We start from the raw sequence: 15138 nt of genomic DNA, 5'->3' as shown, positions 1-15138 counted from the left end.
GCCTTCTCCCACGAAAGGAAAGGGCGCCTCGCGGCGCCCTTTTGTTTCGAACCGACCGCTACGCCGCCGCCTGCAGCCTCTCGCCGGCAATGCGGTAGGAAATCGCTTCGGCCAGATGGATGCGGCCGACGGTCTGCGCGCCATCGAGATCGGCGAGCGTGCGTGCGACCTTCAGCACGCGGTGGTAACCGCGGGCGGAGAATTTCATTTTCTCGGCAGCGTCCCGGAGGAGTTGCAGGCCCGCTGCGTCGGGCTCGGCGATCTTCTCGATCATCGATGTCGAACACCGGGCGTTGCTCGTCAACTCCGGATGACCGAGGGCGGCGAAGCGGTCGGTCTGCAGGGCACGGGCGCGGGCAACACGACGGGCGACGACTTCGCTGCTTTCGGCTGCGGCCGGCTTCAACAGATCGGCGGCGCTGACGGCCGGAACGTCGATGCGGATATCGATACGGTCCATCAGCGGGCCGGAGATGCGCGCCTGGTAATCGGTCATGCAGCGCGGGCCGCGGGCGCAGCTGCGCCCGGGTTCACCGGCCATGCCGCAGCGGCAGGGGTTCATGGCGGCGACGAGCTGGATGGCGGCGGGATAGCTCACCCGGTGATTGGCGCGGGCGATAATGCATTCCGCCGTTTCGAGCGGCTGGCGCAGTGCGTCGAGCACCTGCGGCGTGAACTCCGGAAACTCGTCCAGGAACAAGACGCCATGATGGGCGAGCGAGGCCTCGCCGGGCTTGGCGCGTAAGCCGCCACCGACCATGGCGGCCATGGTTGCGGAATGGTGCGGCGTGCGGAACGGCCGCCGATCCGAGAGTTTGCCGCCCGGCAACTGCCCGGCGATCGAGTGGATCATCGACACTTCGAGCAGCTCGGCCGGATTGAGCGGCGGCAGGATCGACGGCAGCCGCGCGGCGAGCATCGATTTCCCCGACCCCGGCGGTCCCACCATCAGCAGATTGTGGTTGCCAGCAGCAGCCACCTCCAGCGCCCGCTTGGCGCTTTCCTGTCCCTTGATGTCGGCGAGATCGGGCAGGTTGGCAGCGCCCGAGCGGATCGCGGCTTGAGGCCGCGAAAGCACCTGCGTGCCGCGGAAATGGTTGGCGATCGCGATCAGGCTGCGCGGTGCGAGAATGTCGATCTCCGCACCTGCCCAGGCAGCCTCCGCCCCGCTTTCGGCCGGGCAGATCAGCCCCTTGCCGAGCGCATTGGCGCCGATCGCGGCGGGAAGGGCGCCGGCAACGGCGGCAATGGTGCCGTCGAGATTGAGCTCGCCGATCACGACATAGGGTGAGAGCGCATCGCCGGGAATGGCGCCGAGCGCCGCCATCAGGCCCAGCGCGATCGCAAGATCGAAGTGGCTGCCTTCCTTCGGCAGATCGGCGGGGGCGAGATTGACGGTGACGCGCTTGGCCGGCAGCGCCAGACCCGAAGCATGAAGCGCTGCCTGCACCCGCTCGCGGCTTTCGGCCACTGCCTTGTCCGGCAGGCCGACGATCTGCATGCCGACTTTGCCCGGCGCGACCATCACCTGAACGTCGACCGGCAGACCCTCGATACCCTGAAATGCGACCGTGCTGACGCGCGCGACCATGGTTGCTCCCTCGCCCGGGCGGCCCGTCATTACGGGCGCCGCAACCGCCTTGGGTTGCAAGACGGAGCCTTGCACGGTTCACGCACAAAAACAAGAACAATTACGGAACATCTGAGGCAAGACCTACGCGCTGTCGTTGGCAAGGGCACAACCCCGCAGCCGCGGGCGGAAGCCCGCGGCAATCTCCGTCATCTGGAGACAGGTTCTACCGGAAGCGCCGGATCAGGCGCGTTTGCGCTCGATCGCGTCCCAGAGCAGGCTCGCAACATCGGCGCCGCCAAACTTCTTGACTTCGCGAATGCCGGTCGGCGACGTGACGTTGATCTCGGTCATGTAGTCGCCGATGACGTCGATGCCGACGAAGAGGAAGCCGCGGGCTTTCAGCGCCGGAGCGATGCGGGCGCAGATTTCCTTTTCGCGCGCCGTAAGCTCGGTCGCCTCCGGCCGACCGCCGGCATGCATGTTGGAGCGCGCATCATGTTCGGCCGGAACGCGGTTGATGGCGCCGACCGGCTCACCATCGACGAGCAGGATGCGCTTGTCGCCCTTGCGCACCGCCGGCAGGTATTCCTGGGCGATGAAGGGCTCACGGAACATCTGGCCGAACATTTCCAGAAGGGAAGACAGGTTGCGGTCGTCACGGGTCGAATGGAAGACACCGGCGCCGCCATTGCCGTAGAGCGGCTTCAGGATGATGTCGCCCATCTCCTGGCGGAAGCTGGCGATCTCCTGGGGGTCGCGGGTGATCAGCGTCTTCGGCATCAGGTCGGCGAATTCGGTGACGAAGATCTTCTCCGGCGAATTGCGCACCCAGGCCGGATCGTTGACGACCAGCGTCTTCGGATGCAGGCGTTCCAGAAGATGCGTCGAGGTGATGTAGCCCATGTCGAAGGGCGGATCCTGGCGGAGCAGGATGACGTCCATGGTCGACAGATCGACGCGTTCGGCTTCGCCAAGCGTGAAGTGATCGCCCTTGACGTCGCGCAGCGTCATCTGCTGCACGCTCGCATAGACCTTGCCGTCGCGCAGCGACAGTTTTTCGGGCGTGTAGTGGAAAAGGCGGTAGCCGCGCGACTGTGCCTCGAGGCTCATGGCGAAGGTAGAATCACCCGCAATATTGATGCCCGACACATGGTCCATCTGGACCCCGACATTGACGATTTTCGCCATCTTCCCGTCCCCTGTGGATCACGCCAAGCGTGATCGATTTCAAATCGTCAGAACGGAAGAGGACGAGAAAACCGCTGCCCTCTCCCGCACTGGAAAAGCCCTCGACATGTAGAATGCGGGCGTGCCTTAGGCAAGGAGAGCTGAGCCTATTCGAAGCCTTCGACCACGCAGGTGATGAGATCGTGATCCGAAAGCGGCCGGCCGGTTTCATCGAGCGAGGGAATGATCCTGGTTTCGCCGATCTTCAGGCCGCGCGCGAGGAACCAGTCGAGCTTCATCGCGCGCTCCGGCCAACGGGTGATCAGGCTCGGCCGGGTGGTCATCACCTCAAGTGGTCCACCGTGACGGGTGAAGCCGCGGGCAGCGCTCATCGCAAAGAGCCCTTCGGCTTCGAAGTCGCCGCCAGCATGGTTGCCGGTGTTGAGATCGCCGCCGATCAGCACCGGCAGACCGGGAAAGGCTTCGTCGAGCGCATCGATCAATTCCCTGACCTGGCGTTCGCGGTAGGCCGCGGTCGTCGCGCTTTCAAGATGGGTGGAGACGGCGACGAAGGGGCCTGACTCGGTCTCGATAACGGCACCGATCGCGAAACGCTCGCCGAGACGCGGCTGTTCGCCATCGGTGAACCAGAGACGCTCGCCCCAGAGGCGCAGCATGAAGGGCCGGCCGAGCGGCACCGAAGCCATCAGCGCATTGCCGTGAAAGCCCCTGGCGTTGAAATCATCCTCGCAGAACGCGCGCTCGGTATCGGAGCCGAGGCCCATCTCAATGAATTCGATGCCATAGGCATATTGCATGCCGAGTATAGCAGCGACTTCGGCGGTCGGATGGCGCTGGCCGGTGCGGGCCATGCCGTTGTCCATTTCCGATAGCAGCACGACTGGGGCCCTGGTTGCTGCGAGATGTCCAGCACTTTCCGGTGCGAACAGGCAGCGCTCCAGGTTCCAGGCAGCGACGGTGAAGGGAAAGGCGAGCGGCGCGGTCGAGGACGGCGCGGCGCCGACCTCGATGCTGTTCATTTCCGGTCGCGCGGCCATGGCGGCGTCATGGGCCGCAATGGTGCGCAGCATCGAAGCAAATCCTGCACGCAGTTCGAGCGATGGAACGGCAAGCTGCTCAACGGCTTCATGGATCACGATGCCGTCTCCAGCCGAAGGTTCTGCGCCGGTGCATCACCGGCAAAAGACGTGCCCCGTTCCAGCCGCTTGCCGGTTTCGGGCGAGAAGAAGTGCAGGCGGTCGACGGCAATCGTCACGGCGAGATCACCGGAAAGCGGCATTTCCGGAGAGAGCGCTATCGTCAGAGGTTGGCCCTCGATGGTGCCGTGCACGAGCCGCTGAGCACCGAGCTCCTCGACATAGTCGACCTGGAACAGCATCGCATCCTCGCCGACACCGGCAAGCCGGAGGTCCTCGGCGCGCAGGCCGACGGTCACAGCGCCTTCGACCGGGGCGCGGCTGCCAAGCTCAATCCTGTAGAGGCCGATCTGCAGGCTGCCGCCCTCGATCTGGCCCTTGATCAGGTTCATCGCCGGCGAGCCGATGAAGCTCGCGACGAAGGTCGAGGCCGGACGGTGGTAGACGTCGAGCGGACGGCCGATCTGCTCGATCCGGCCGCCGTTCAGCACCACCAGCCGGTCGGCGAGCGTCATCGCTTCGAGCTGGTCGTGGGTGACGTAGAGCGAGGTCGTGCCGAGGCGCTTCTGCAGGCGCTTGATCTCGCCGCGCATCGAGACGCGCAGCTTGGCGTCGAGGTTGGAGAGCGGCTCGTCGAACAGGAAGGCCGCCGGCTTGCGCACGATCGCGCGGCCCATGGCGACGCGCTGACGCTGGCCACCGGAAAGGGCGCGCGGCTTGCGCGCGAGATAGGGCTCGATTTCCAGCATCCGCGCGGCTTCGGCGACGCGGGCATCGATCTCGGCCTTGGGCGTCTTGCGGTTCTTCAGGCCATAGGCGAGGTTGTCGTAGACGGTCATGTGCGGATAGAGCGCATAGTTCTGGAAGACCATGGCGATGTCGCGCTCGGCCGGATCGACGTCGTTGATGACGCGCGAACCGATGGTCACCGTGCCCTTCGAAATCGTCTCGAGCCCGGCGACCATGCGCAAAAGCGTGGACTTGCCGCAGCCGGACGGGCCGACCAGCACGATGAACTCGCCGTCCTCGATATCGATCGAGACGGATTTCACCGCCTCGACATTGCCGTGATAGATCTTCGAGACCTCGGCGATGGTAATGGCCGCCATGGCTGCCTCCGTTAAAATGGTACCGTTTCAGAAGCGGGCGGGACAGTTGTCCCGCCTCCACTCCGCTTACTTGTCGCTTTCGGTCAGGCCCTTGATGAACCAGCGCTGGAAGATCACGACGATCATCACAGGCGGCAGCATGGCGAGGATCGCCAGTGCAAAGGCCTCGTTGTAGTCGGGGATGTTCGAGCCGACCCAGACAAGCAGGATCTGCTTGATGCCGCGAACCAGGGTGAAGAAGCCTTCGTCGGTGGTCATCAATGTGGGCCAGAGGTACTGGTTCCAGCCGTAGACGAACATGATGATGAAGATCGCCGCCATCATGGTGCGCGACAGTGGCACGAGCACGTCGATGAAGAACTTGAACGGCCCGGCGCCATCGATGCGCGCCGCCTCAAGCAGCTCGTCCGGCACCGACTTGAAGAACTGCCGGAAGTAGAACGTACCCGTCGCCGAGGCGAGCAGCGGCACGATCAGGCCGGTGTAGGTGTTGGTCAGCTTCAGCGTGTTCATCACTTCGTAGGACGGAAGGATGCGCACTTCGAGCGGAAGCAACAGCGTGGTGAAGATTACCCAGAAGAAGAAGGTCGCCAGCGGAAAGCGGAAATAGACCAGCGCATAGGCCGCGAGCATCGAGAGCACGATCTTGCCGACGGCGAAACCTAAGCCGAGGATCATCGAGTTCAGCATCATGTTGAAGCCGGTGATCTTGCCGGTGAAGCCGCCTTGACGGGTCAAGACCGTCTGGTAGGTCTCGACGAAATGGCCGCCCCAGGTGAGGCTGAGGCCATTGCGGTGGATATCGGCTGCCTCGTGCGTCGAGGTCATGAAGGCGACGACGACCGGCGCCACCATGATGAAGACGCCGAAGAGCAGGATGACGTGGTCGAAAATCTTGGTGCGATACATCGGCGCCGCCTCAGTTGTAGTGCACGCGCCGCTCGATGAAGCGGAACTGGAAGATGGTGAGAACGAAGACGATCAGCATCAGGATCACCGACTGGGCCGAAGAGCCGCCGAGATCGTTGCCGCGGAAACCGTCCATGTAGACCTTGTAGACAAGGGTGATCGGGTTGTTGGCGGCCTTGTCCTTCACCATCACGTCGATGACGCCGAAGGTATCGAACAGCGCATAGGTGACATTGATGATCAACAGGAAGAAGGCGGTCGGCGCCAAGAGCGGCAGGATCACCGTCCAGAAGCGGCGGAAGCCGGAGCGGCAATCGATCGCCGCCGCCTCGCGCACCGAGACCGGGATGCCCTGCAGGCCCGAGAGGAAGAAGATGAAGTTATACGGGATCTGCTTCCAGACGGAGACGACCACCATGGAAAAGGCGGTGTCGAAGTAATTCAGACCGACCTTGATGTCCCAGCCGAACCAGCGGGCGAGTTCGACGATCGGGCCGATATGCTGGTCGAAGAACATCATGCCGATGAGGCCGGCGACCGGCGGCGCGATGGCATAGACCCATATGAGCAGCGTCTTGTAGGCGGCGTTGCCGCGGATGACGCCATCGGCCTTGACGGCGAGCAGCAAGCCGATCGACAGCGCGAAGAAGGTGACGAGCGCCGTGAAGACGGCAGTGAAGCGGGCGATTCCGAGATACTCGCCCGATTTCAGCACGTCGGTATAGTTCGTCATGCCGACGAAGGTCGAGCCGAAGCCGAAGGGGTCTTCCAGATAGAAGGACGACTGGATCGCCTGAACCGACGGCCAGTAGAAGAAGATGAAGATGATCGCGAGCTGTGGCGCGAGGAAGAGGTAGGGCAGGAACGGCGAGGAGAACTGAACGCGCTTGGCAACGCCTTCTCCTCCGCTCTTCGACTGGCCACCGAAAAACCGGAAGGCGCCGAAGCGACGCCCGCCGGTTTGGGTTCCGGTTCCTCCCCGCGAGGCGGGGAGGAGATCTGTCGCGGTCGACATGGAGATCAGCCGGCCGTCTTGGCGAAGCGAGCGAGCAGCTCGTTGCCTTCCTTTTCGATCGTGTCGAAAGCGTCCTTGACGGTCGTTTCGCCCGAGAAGATGCGGCCGTATTCGCGTTCCATGATTTCGCGGATCTGCGGGTAGAAGCCGAGGCGGTAGCCCTTCGACCAGTCACCGGCCGGCAGCAGCAGCTGCTTGATGCCGACTTCAGCAACCGGCTTTTCCTTGTAGTAGCCGTCCTTCTGGGCGAGCTCGTAGGCTGCCTTGGTGATGGCAACGTAACCGGTGGCCTTGTGGTAGAAGTACTGGATTTCCGGCGAGGTCAGGAACTGGAAGAAGTCGGCAACGCAGTTGTTCTCTTCATCCGACTTGCCGGACATGGCAAACAGTGCCGCGCCGCCGATGAAAGAATTGGTGCCGGCACCCTTGATCGAGCCCCAATAGGGCAGGAAGGTTGCCGAGAACGGCATCTGCGCCGTCTTCTGCAGGCCGCCGAAGGAGCCCGACGAACCGATCCAGAACGCAGCCTTGCCTTCTTCGAAGACCTTCTGGTTGTCGTTCCAGCCGGCGCCGTAGAAAGCGAAGTAGCCTTCGTCCTTCCAGGCCTTGAGCTTGTCGAACATCATGATGAGGTTCGGGTCGGTGACCTTCAGCTGCGTGTCGACGACGGCGTCATAGCCGTTGTTGTTGGTGGCGAACTGGATGTTGTTGCGGGAGAAGAAGTTCTCCGTGAACTGCCAGGTGAGCTGCGACTGGACGAGCGGGATGTAGCCGGCTTCCTTCAGCTTCGGGGCAACCGCTTCAAACTCTTCCCAGGTCTTCGGCGCTTCGACGCCGGCCTTCTTCAGGGCCTCGTCGTTGATGTACATGATCGGCGCGGAGGAATTGAACGGCATGCCGACGAACTTGCCCTCGCTGTCGGCGTAAAAGTAGCGCACGCCGTCAATGAAGGCGTTGCGGTCGAAGTTGTGGCCAGCCTTGATGATCAGGTCTTCGGCCGGAATGACCGCGCCCTTGGCGTTGATGATCGTGGCGGCGCCGGCGTCGAAGACCTGCAGGATGTTCGGCTGTTCGCCCGAACGGAATGCGGCGATGCCGGAAGCGAGCGCTTCCTCGTAAGTGCCCTTGGAAACCGGGGTCAGCGCGCAGGCGCTTTGGGCTTCGTTGAACTTCTTGGAAACTTCATTGATGACTTCGCCGTTGCGGCCGGCCATGCCGTGCCACCAGGTGATATTGGTCGCGGCAAATGATGACGTCGCGGAAAAAGCGAAGCTAAGGGCTGCGAATGAAAACTTCTTGAACATGACTTGGTCCCTCTCCACCGGGTTGCGGATGGCTTGGACTAGTGACGTTCAATGACAGGCCCGTAACGCTTTTATGTCGGAACGATTACAAATTCGCGATTTTGTTCCAAGGCGGGATGCGGGCGGAACACCGCAATCATTTTCCCTCATCCCGCGCCGGTTCAGAAGGCATCCGGCAGATGCCGCGGCCAGCCCCAAGGGGTCACCGTGATGATGTCGTAGCGCACGGAAAGCCTGTTGAAGTCCGGTTGCCTGGCCAGCCAGAGATCGCTCGCAGCGCGAATGCGTTTTTGCGCCGTGGCCGTCACCGCGAATACGCCGTCCTCGGCCGAGCGGCGCGCCTTGACCTCGACGCAGGCAATGAGATCGCCGCGCCGGGCGATGATGTCGATCTCGCCGAGCTTGGTGCGATGGCGCATGGCGACGATGCGGTAGCCCTTCAGCAGCAGGCAGAGCGCCGCGCGGTATTCGGCGAGTTGCCCCCGCCTCAGCGCTTTCAGCTTCCGCCGGTCGCTGCCGTCAGCCGTCATGGCGCTTCTTCAGCTGCAGCAGCCGGTCATAGAGCTCCTTGCGCGGCACGCCCGTCTGGCGGGCGGCTTCGGTCGCCGCCTTGCCGGCCGGCATGTCGGCGACAAGGCTCAGCAGCAGGGCGTCGACATCGGCCGCTTCCGGCTCGGGTGCGGCATCCGGCGGCCCGATGACGAGCACGATCTCGCCTTTGACGGCGCCAGCTTCTCCATAATGTGCAGCAAGCTCGCCGAGCGTGCCGCGGCGGAACTCCTCGAAGGTCTTGGTGAGCTCGCGGCAGACGGCAGCCCGCCTACCCTCGCCCAGCACCTCGGCTGCGGCCGCCACTGTCGCGGCGATGCGGTGCGGCGATTCAAAGAACATGATTGTCGCCGGCACGGCCGCTAATTCCCTGAGGCGATCGCGTTTCGCCTTGTCCTTGGTCGGCAGGAAACCGGCAAAGAGGAAGGCATCGTTTGGCAGGCCGGAGCCGACGAGTGCTGCAAGCGGCGCCGAGGCGCCCGGGATCGGCACGACGCGATGACCGGCTTCGATCGCAAGCTGCCCCAGCCGGTAGCCCGGGTCGGAAACCAGCGGTGTTCCGGCGTCGGAAACGAGCGCCACCGATCGCCCTTCGGCGAGTGCTGCAAGCAGCCGGGGGCCGGCTTCGTCGGCATTGTGCTCGTGATAGGCGTAGGGCCGGTTCACGATGCCATAGCGGTCGAGCAGCACGCGCGTAACCCTCGTGTCCTCGCAGGCGAGCACATCGGCGCCGGCAAGCGTTTCCAGTGCGCGCAGCGTAATGTCGCCGAGATTGCCGATCGGGGTCGCCACCAGATAGAGCGCCGCATCGAGGGGCCGGGCCGGAACGCTGACATTGTGCAGGCGATAGCTACGCTCTCTCTGCCCGCCCGATGCTTCCGATGTCTTCTGCTTTTCCACCTGTAACGTCCTGATCGTGCTCACCGATGCGTCGGTCCGGTCTTTATGAGTGAGCCGGCAGGGCAGGGCAAGGGCAAGGCAATGGTCCAGCGCGCTGCATCTGGGGACAGAAGCCCTTAAACCCCTTGCGTTCCGGGCGCTGTTTCTGCCATTTTGCCGGTCCACATATTTCCGGTCGGTCGGCCGGGACACTCGCAGTTGACGCTCAGGCGGACGCCTCGTCTGCCGGGCAATGGTTGAAAGCGGCATCCCATGCGCATTACTCTCGAGCGGTCCAACCTCCTGAAATCGCTGAACCACGTGCACCGCGTGGTCGAGCGGCGAAACACGATCCCGATCCTCTCGAACGTGCTCTTGCGTTCCGACGGTGCGAGCCTCGAAATGAAGGCGACCGACCTCGACCTCGAAATCACCGAGGCGACACCGGCGCAGGTGGAACAGTCGGGCGCCACCACGGTGCCGGCGCATCTGCTCTACGACATCGTGCGCAAGCTGCCTGACGGTTCGGAAGTGCTGCTCGCCACCAATGCCGAGGGCACGGCGATGACCGTTGCCTCGGGCCGTTCGAAATTCTCGCTGCAGTGCCTGCCGCAGTCCGACTTCCCGGATCTCACCGCCGGCAGCTTCTCGCACTCCTTCCGCCTCAAGGCGACCGACCTCAAGATGTTGATCGATCGCACCCAGTTTGCGATCTCAACCGAGGAAACCCGCTACTATCTCAACGGCATTTTCGTGCACACCGTCGAGAGCAAGGGCGAACTGAAGCTGCGCGCCGTCGCCACGGACGGTCACCGCCTCGCCCGCGCTGACGTTGAAGCCCCGTCCGGCTCCGAAGGCATGCCGGGCATCATCATCCCGCGCAAGACCGTCAGCGAACTGCAGAAGCTGCTCGACAACCCGGACCTCGTCGTCACCGTCGAAGTCTCGGACGCCAAGATCCGACTGACGATGGGTTCGATCGTCATGACCTCGAAGCTGATCGACGGCACCTTCCCGGATTACCAGCGCGTGATCCCGGCCAACAACGACAAGGAACTGCGCGTCGATTGCCAGTCCTTCGCCCAGGCCGTCGACCGCGTTTCGACGATCTCGTCGGAGCGCGGCCGCGCCGTCAAGCTGGCGCTGAACGAAGGCCAGATGACGCTGACGGTCAACAATCCGGATTCGGGTAGTGCCACGGAAGAACTGCCCGTTGGCTACGACCACGACCCGCTCGAAATCGGCTTCAACGCCAAGTATCTGCTCGACATCACCTCGCAGCTGACCGGCACCGATGCGATTTTCATGCTGGCCGATCCGGGCTCGCCGACGCTCGTTCGCGATCTTGCTGCCGAGGATGCGCTTTACGTGCTGATGCCGATGCGCGTGTAACGCGGGCCTGACGCGGTGCGAAATACCAACCCGTCACGCCCGCTCGTGACGGGTTTTTTGTTGATCGATCCATCCGGCGTCTGTTGATAAGGCGACGCTTTCAGGCGCAGACAGACTTGTTTTTGCCGCAGATGGGGACACATTATGATTGCCGCCGCCCGGATCGGCTCGAATCAACGAGCCGGGATCACAGCGGGCGGCCCGAATGAGGAGAGGACGACGGTTTTGAGGGGTTCAATGAATTTGCGCGTGAAGGTGAAGGAACGGCTCGGACGGAAGTTCGATGAGGAAATTCGCTTTTTCAAGGGATGGATGAGCAATGCCAAGGCTGTCGGCGCAATCCTGCCGACCTCTTCCATAACCGCGCGCCGAATGGCGAGCGTCATCAATCCTGCTTCGGGCCTGCCGGTTCTTGAGCTGGGCCCGGGCACGGGTGTCATCACGAAGGCAATTCTGGAACGCGGCCTGCCCGCATCGAGCCTTGTCTCGGTCGAATATTCGACCGACTTCTATAACCAGCTCAGGGCCAACTTCGCCGGCGTCAATTTCGTCAATGGCGATGCTTTCGATCTGGAACATACGCTCGGCGAGCTGAAGGGACAGACCTTCGACAGTGTCGTCTCGGCAGTGCCGCTCTTGAACTTCCCGATGCATCGGCGCGTCGAGCTGATCGACGACCTGCTCTCGCGCATTCCGGCCGGCCGGCCGGTCGTGCAGATTTCCTATGGGCCGCTCTCGCCCGTCGTCGCCATGCCGGACCGCTACAGCATCCAGCATCTCGACTTCGTCGTGCGCAACATCCCGCCGGCACAGCTTTGGGTCTATCGTCGGGCGCACTGACGGGATGTTCGGCGTCTACGTCACCCATCCGCAGGTCTGGATCGATCCGGACGTGCCCGTCCCGCAATGGGAACTTTCCGCTGTTGGCCGCGATCGTGCGGCCCTGACGGCGGCGTTGCCGTGGGTGCGCTCGCTCGGGAGGATCGTCTCGAGCGACGAAACCAAGGCGATCGAAACGGCCCAGCTGCTTGCCGATGCCGCCGGCCTGACGGTCGAAATTCACCATGACATGGGCGAGAACGATCGCTCCGCCACCGGCTTCCTACCGCCGCCGGAATTCGAGAAAGCGGCCGACTGGTTCTTCGCCCATCCGGCGGAAAGTTTTAAGGGCTGGGAGCGCGCGATCGACGCCCAGACGCGGATCTCGGACGCAGTGTTCCGTGTCCTCGAAGGGCACGACACCAAGATCCCAATCGCCTTCGTCGGCCATGGCGGCGTCGGCACCCTTTTGAAGTGCCGGCTGCTTGGCGCGCCGATTGCCCGCAGTTCCGACCAGAAGGGCGGTGGCGGCGGCAACGTCTTCGCTTTCCGCCTTGCGGATCGCGCCGTCGCATGCGACTGGACCCCGATGGAAAACTGGCAGGGGATCTAGACGATGACCGAAACCGCGCGCGACAGATTGATCGTAGGCCTCGACCTTCCGACGATCGCCGATGCCGAGAGGATCGTGTCGACGCTCGGGAACGACGTCTCCTTCTACAAGATCGGCTATCAGCTGGTCTTTGCCGGCGGGCTTGAATTCGCGCGCGACCTTGCCGCCAGCGGCAAGAACGTCTTCCTCGACATGAAGCTGCTCGATATCGACAACACGGTTGCCAAGGGTGTCGAGAACATCGTCAAGATGGGCATGTCGATGTTGACCCTGCACGCCTATCCGAAGGCGATGAAGGCGGCCGTCGAAGCCGCTAGAGGTTCCGATCTCTGCCTCCTCGGCGTCACCGTGCTCACCTCGATGGACGAGCAGGACGTGATCGATGCCGGCTACGAATACGACCCGCACACGCTGGTGCTGCGCCGGGCCGAACAGGCGCGCGCCGCCGGCATGGGCGGCATCGTCTGCTCGGCGGAAGAATCCGCAGCGGTCCGCAAGATCATCGGACCGAACATGGCGCTGGTGACGCCGGGTATCCGCCCTGCCGGCGCCGACAAGGGCGACCAGAAGCGGGTGATGACGCCGGCCGAAGCCTTGAAGGCCGGATCCAGCCACCTCGTCGTCGCGCGCCCAATCGTCGCAGCCGCCGAGCCGCTTGCGGCCGCCCGCGCCATTCTCGCGGAAATGAACGGCGCGCTTGCCCGCTGATGCGGGCGGCGCCAGGAACCCATCGCGATCCGCTTGACCTCAATCAAAATTTGCCGGAAGTAAGTCTCCCGTCAGCCTTCAGCGGTGCAAGACGAGGAGTTCACTATGGCCAAGGGATACTGGATCGCACGGGTCGATGTCCGCGACCCCGAGCGCTACAAGGATTATGTGACGGCAGCAAAGCCGGCCTTCGAGAAATACGGCGCGAATTTTCTCGCGCGCGGCGGCGAACATCATCGCCTTGAGGGCGGCGTGCGCGCGCGCAACGTCGTCATCGAATTTCCGTCGCTGCAGGCAGCGGTCGACTGTTACAACTCGCCCGAATACCAGATTGCCGCCGCGATCCGCCAGGAAGTCGCCGACGCGGAGATGGTCGTCGTCGAAGGCGTCTGACGACCCGGCATCCCCATCTTCCGACAGACCCGACAAGCCGCGTGGATTGGCCTTCACCTCTCGCGGCTGTTGGGCTATGTAGCAATCAATTCTTTCCTCTGCGATCAGGAGTGCGTTTCCCATGACCTTGTCCAACCTTCCGCCGCTGGTGACGATTTTCGGCGGATCCGGGTTCGTCGGCCGTCATGTCGTGCGCGCACTCGCCAAGCGCGGCTACCGCATTCGCGTTGCCGTTCGCCGGCCCGACCTTGCCGGCCACCTGCAGCCGCTCGGCAATGTCGGCCAGATCTCCTTTGTCCAGGCGAACCTGCGGTACCGGAAATCCGTCGATCGCGCCGTCGAAGGCTCCGACCACGTCATCAACTGCGTCGGCGTGCTGTTTGAAAAAGGCCGCAACACGTTTGACGCCGTCCAGGATTTCGGCGCGCGCGCGGTGGCAGAAGCGGCACGTAGCGTCGGCGCCACGCTGACGCACATTTCGGCGATCGGCGCGGACGCTTCCTCGCCGTCGCAATACGCCCGCAGCAAGGGCCGCGCCGAGGCGGCGATCCTGGAAACGAAGCCTGACGCGATCATCCTGCGTCCGTCGATCGTCTTCGGTCCCGAGGACGGCTTCTTCAACAAGTTCGCCAACATGGCCCGCTTCTCGCCGGTCCTGCCGCTGATCGGCGGCGGCCACACCAAGTTCCAGCCCGTCTACGTGACCGATGTCGCCGAGGCCGTGGCGCGCGCCGTCGACGGCAAGATCACCAAGGGCAAGATCTACGAACTCGGCGGCCCGGATGTCTTAAGCTTCCGCGACTGTCTCGAGATCATGCTGAACACGATCGACCGCAAGCGCACGCTCGTCTCGCTGCCCTTCGGCGTCGCATCCTTCATCGGCAGCATCGCGTCGATGGTCCCCTTCATCACGCCGCCGCTCACCCCCGACCAGGTGGTGTTGCTGAAATCCGACAATGTCGTCTCGGCAAAGGCGGTTTCCGAGGGACGTACGTTCGCCGGCATTGGCATCGATCCGACCATGCTGGAGTCGATCCTGCCGACCTATCTGGTGCGCTATCGCCCGCAGGGCCAGTACACGCGCAGCGGCCGCGGCGCCTGATCGCCGCAAAGCCCATCTTATTTTGAACGGCCGCCGGTACCCACGGGCGGCCGTTTGCTGTGGTATCCAGGCAACAGCGTTGCAGTTCTGCCGCAGTTAAGAAAGCGAATGGCATTTACCGCAAATTCAACATGTCCTGATATTGATCATGTCATATCCAGCGACTAAACACCGCCTCGCGCCCCGATCGCAAGGCATGACGGCGGGCGGCAGCAGCAATCTCGAAAGGCATAGCGTCCATGGGCAAGTCGATCGCAATCTTTTTTGCGTCTGCGGCACTGATCATTCTGGCTGGCTCATTCATCGCGCCGAACACGGTCGCGAGCAGCGGCAAGGGTTGCGCGCCGGCCTATGGCGTCGATCCGTGCACGACGGCATCGATCGATCTTTCCGGCAACTAAGGCCGGCGCCCTTTAGATCAGGCAATTCCGGACGGAAAGCGGCTTCGC

At 63.3% G+C, this 15138-nt stretch carries 16 protein-coding genes; 7 read left to right on the top strand and 9 right to left on the bottom strand.

All coding sequences use genetic code 11. The features are described from left to right. Window positions 1-58: 58 nt before the first annotated feature. The 9 genes from ACTJKE_RS21570 to rsmI form a co-directional block, all read right to left on the bottom strand. Window positions 59-1591, bottom strand: a complete 1533-nt coding sequence (locus ACTJKE_RS21570; RefSeq protein ID WP_058326253.1) for a YifB family Mg chelatase-like AAA ATPase — start codon at window positions 1589-1591, stop codon at window positions 59-61. A 222-nt stretch (window positions 1592-1813) separates the two neighbouring features. Next, window positions 1814-2761, bottom strand: a complete 948-nt coding sequence (gene gshB / locus ACTJKE_RS21565; RefSeq protein WP_058326252.1) for a glutathione synthase — start codon at window positions 2759-2761, stop codon at window positions 1814-1816. A 146-nt stretch (window positions 2762-2907) separates the two neighbouring features. After that, window positions 2908-3897 carry an endonuclease gene (locus tag ACTJKE_RS21560; RefSeq protein ID WP_058326251.1) on the bottom strand — a complete coding sequence of 330 codons (990 nt, stop codon included), beginning with the start codon at window positions 3895-3897 and terminating at the stop codon, window positions 2908-2910. Further along, complete coding sequence (locus tag ACTJKE_RS21555) at window positions 3894-5006, bottom strand: sn-glycerol-3-phosphate import ATP-binding protein UgpC (RefSeq protein WP_057247933.1); 1113 nt, start codon at window positions 5004-5006, stop codon at window positions 3894-3896. Before ACTJKE_RS21555 ends, ACTJKE_RS21560 begins: the two co-directional genes overlap by 4 nt. A gap of 66 nt (window positions 5007-5072) precedes the next feature. After that, on the bottom strand, window positions 5073-5915 hold the full coding sequence (gene ugpE / locus ACTJKE_RS21550; RefSeq protein WP_057247932.1) for a sn-glycerol-3-phosphate ABC transporter permease UgpE: 843 nt from the start codon (window positions 5913-5915) through the stop codon (window positions 5073-5075). 10 nt (window positions 5916-5925) lie between these two features. Then, window positions 5926-6930, bottom strand: coding sequence for an ABC transporter permease subunit (locus ACTJKE_RS21545; protein ID WP_244495502.1), 1005 nt, complete (start codon window positions 6928-6930; stop codon window positions 5926-5928). A gap of 5 nt (window positions 6931-6935) precedes the next feature. Continuing rightward, on the bottom strand, window positions 6936-8234 hold the full coding sequence (locus ACTJKE_RS21540; RefSeq protein ID WP_057247931.1) for an extracellular solute-binding protein: 1299 nt from the start codon (window positions 8232-8234) through the stop codon (window positions 6936-6938). A gap of 161 nt (window positions 8235-8395) precedes the next feature. Beyond that, window positions 8396-8764 carry a YraN family protein gene (locus ACTJKE_RS21535; protein WP_057247930.1) on the bottom strand — a complete coding sequence of 123 codons (369 nt, stop codon included), beginning with the start codon at window positions 8762-8764 and terminating at the stop codon, window positions 8396-8398. Beyond that, the gene (rsmI, locus tag ACTJKE_RS21530) at window positions 8754-9683 is read right to left on the bottom strand and encodes a 16S rRNA (cytidine(1402)-2'-O)-methyltransferase (protein WP_057247929.1); all 930 of its coding nucleotides are present in this window, start codon (window positions 9681-9683) and stop codon (window positions 8754-8756) included. The genes ACTJKE_RS21535 and rsmI overlap by 11 nt, the downstream gene beginning before the upstream one ends. Window positions 9684-9935: 252 nt before the next feature. Between rsmI and dnaN the strand changes: the two genes are divergently transcribed. From dnaN to ACTJKE_RS21495, 7 genes are all read left to right on the top strand, one after another. Continuing rightward, window positions 9936-11054 (top strand): DNA polymerase III subunit beta, encoded by a 1119-nt coding sequence (dnaN, locus tag ACTJKE_RS21525; RefSeq protein ID WP_057247928.1) that lies wholly within the window; start codon window positions 9936-9938, stop codon window positions 11052-11054. 237 nt (window positions 11055-11291) lie between these two features. Then, on the top strand, window positions 11292-11894 hold the full coding sequence (gene pmtA / locus ACTJKE_RS21520; protein ID WP_082615696.1) for a phospholipid N-methyltransferase PmtA: 603 nt from the start codon (window positions 11292-11294) through the stop codon (window positions 11892-11894). A gap of 4 nt (window positions 11895-11898) precedes the next feature. After that, a complete protein-coding gene (locus ACTJKE_RS21515) occupies window positions 11899-12486 on the top strand; it encodes a histidine phosphatase family protein (RefSeq protein WP_058324596.1) in 588 nt (195 codons plus the stop codon). Between the two features lie 3 nt (window positions 12487-12489). Continuing rightward, window positions 12490-13194, top strand: a complete 705-nt coding sequence (gene pyrF / locus ACTJKE_RS21510; RefSeq protein WP_058324595.1) for an orotidine-5'-phosphate decarboxylase — start codon at window positions 12490-12492, stop codon at window positions 13192-13194. A 105-nt stretch (window positions 13195-13299) separates the two neighbouring features. Further along, complete coding sequence (locus ACTJKE_RS21505; protein ID WP_057247925.1) at window positions 13300-13587, top strand: DUF1330 domain-containing protein; 288 nt, start codon at window positions 13300-13302, stop codon at window positions 13585-13587. 121 nt (window positions 13588-13708) lie between these two features. Then, the gene (locus tag ACTJKE_RS21500; protein WP_057247924.1) at window positions 13709-14689 is read left to right on the top strand and encodes a complex I NDUFA9 subunit family protein; all 981 of its coding nucleotides are present in this window, start codon (window positions 13709-13711) and stop codon (window positions 14687-14689) included. A gap of 239 nt (window positions 14690-14928) precedes the next feature. Next, complete coding sequence (locus ACTJKE_RS21495) at window positions 14929-15090, top strand: hypothetical protein (protein ID WP_093236169.1); 162 nt, start codon at window positions 14929-14931, stop codon at window positions 15088-15090. Window positions 15091-15138: the final 48 nt, after the last annotated feature.

It is taken from the genome of Ensifer sp. 22521, assembly GCF_052044795.1.
Taxonomy (GTDB): Bacteria; Pseudomonadota; Alphaproteobacteria; order Rhizobiales; family Rhizobiaceae; genus Ensifer.
The sequence above is the reverse complement of the archived record's forward strand: the minus strand, read 5'-3'. Positions and strand labels throughout refer to the sequence as shown.

Coding starts and splice junctions, on each gene's coding strand:
- ACTJKE_RS21570 (WP_058326253.1), bottom strand. CDS start 1,591: ATGGTCGCGCGCGTCAGCACGGTCGCATTTCAGGGTATCGAGGGTCTG.
- gshB (WP_058326252.1), bottom strand. CDS start 2,761: ATGGCGAAAATCGTCAATGTCGGGGTCCAGATGGACCATGTGTCGGGC.
- ACTJKE_RS21555 (WP_057247933.1), bottom strand. CDS start 5,006: ATGGCGGCCATTACCATCGCCGAGGTCTCGAAGATCTATCACGGCAAT.
- ugpE (WP_057247932.1), bottom strand. CDS start 5,915: ATGTATCGCACCAAGATTTTCGACCACGTCATCCTGCTCTTCGGCGTC.
- ACTJKE_RS21545 (WP_244495502.1), bottom strand. CDS start 6,930: ATGTCGACCGCGACAGATCTCCTCCCCGCCTCGCGGGGAGGAACCGGA.
- ACTJKE_RS21540 (WP_057247931.1), bottom strand. CDS start 8,234: ATGTTCAAGAAGTTTTCATTCGCAGCCCTTAGCTTCGCTTTTTCCGCG.
- ACTJKE_RS21535 (WP_057247930.1), bottom strand. CDS start 8,764: ATGACGGCTGACGGCAGCGACCGGCGGAAGCTGAAAGCGCTGAGGCGG.
- dnaN (WP_057247928.1), top strand. CDS start 9,936: ATGCGCATTACTCTCGAGCGGTCCAACCTCCTGAAATCGCTGAACCAC.
- pmtA (WP_082615696.1), top strand. CDS start 11,292: ATGAATTTGCGCGTGAAGGTGAAGGAACGGCTCGGACGGAAGTTCGAT.
- ACTJKE_RS21515 (WP_058324596.1), top strand. CDS start 11,899: ATGTTCGGCGTCTACGTCACCCATCCGCAGGTCTGGATCGATCCGGAC.
- pyrF (WP_058324595.1), top strand. CDS start 12,490: ATGACCGAAACCGCGCGCGACAGATTGATCGTAGGCCTCGACCTTCCG.
- ACTJKE_RS21505 (WP_057247925.1), top strand. CDS start 13,300: ATGGCCAAGGGATACTGGATCGCACGGGTCGATGTCCGCGACCCCGAG.
- ACTJKE_RS21500 (WP_057247924.1), top strand. CDS start 13,709: ATGACCTTGTCCAACCTTCCGCCGCTGGTGACGATTTTCGGCGGATCC.
- ACTJKE_RS21495 (WP_093236169.1), top strand. CDS start 14,929: ATGGGCAAGTCGATCGCAATCTTTTTTGCGTCTGCGGCACTGATCATT.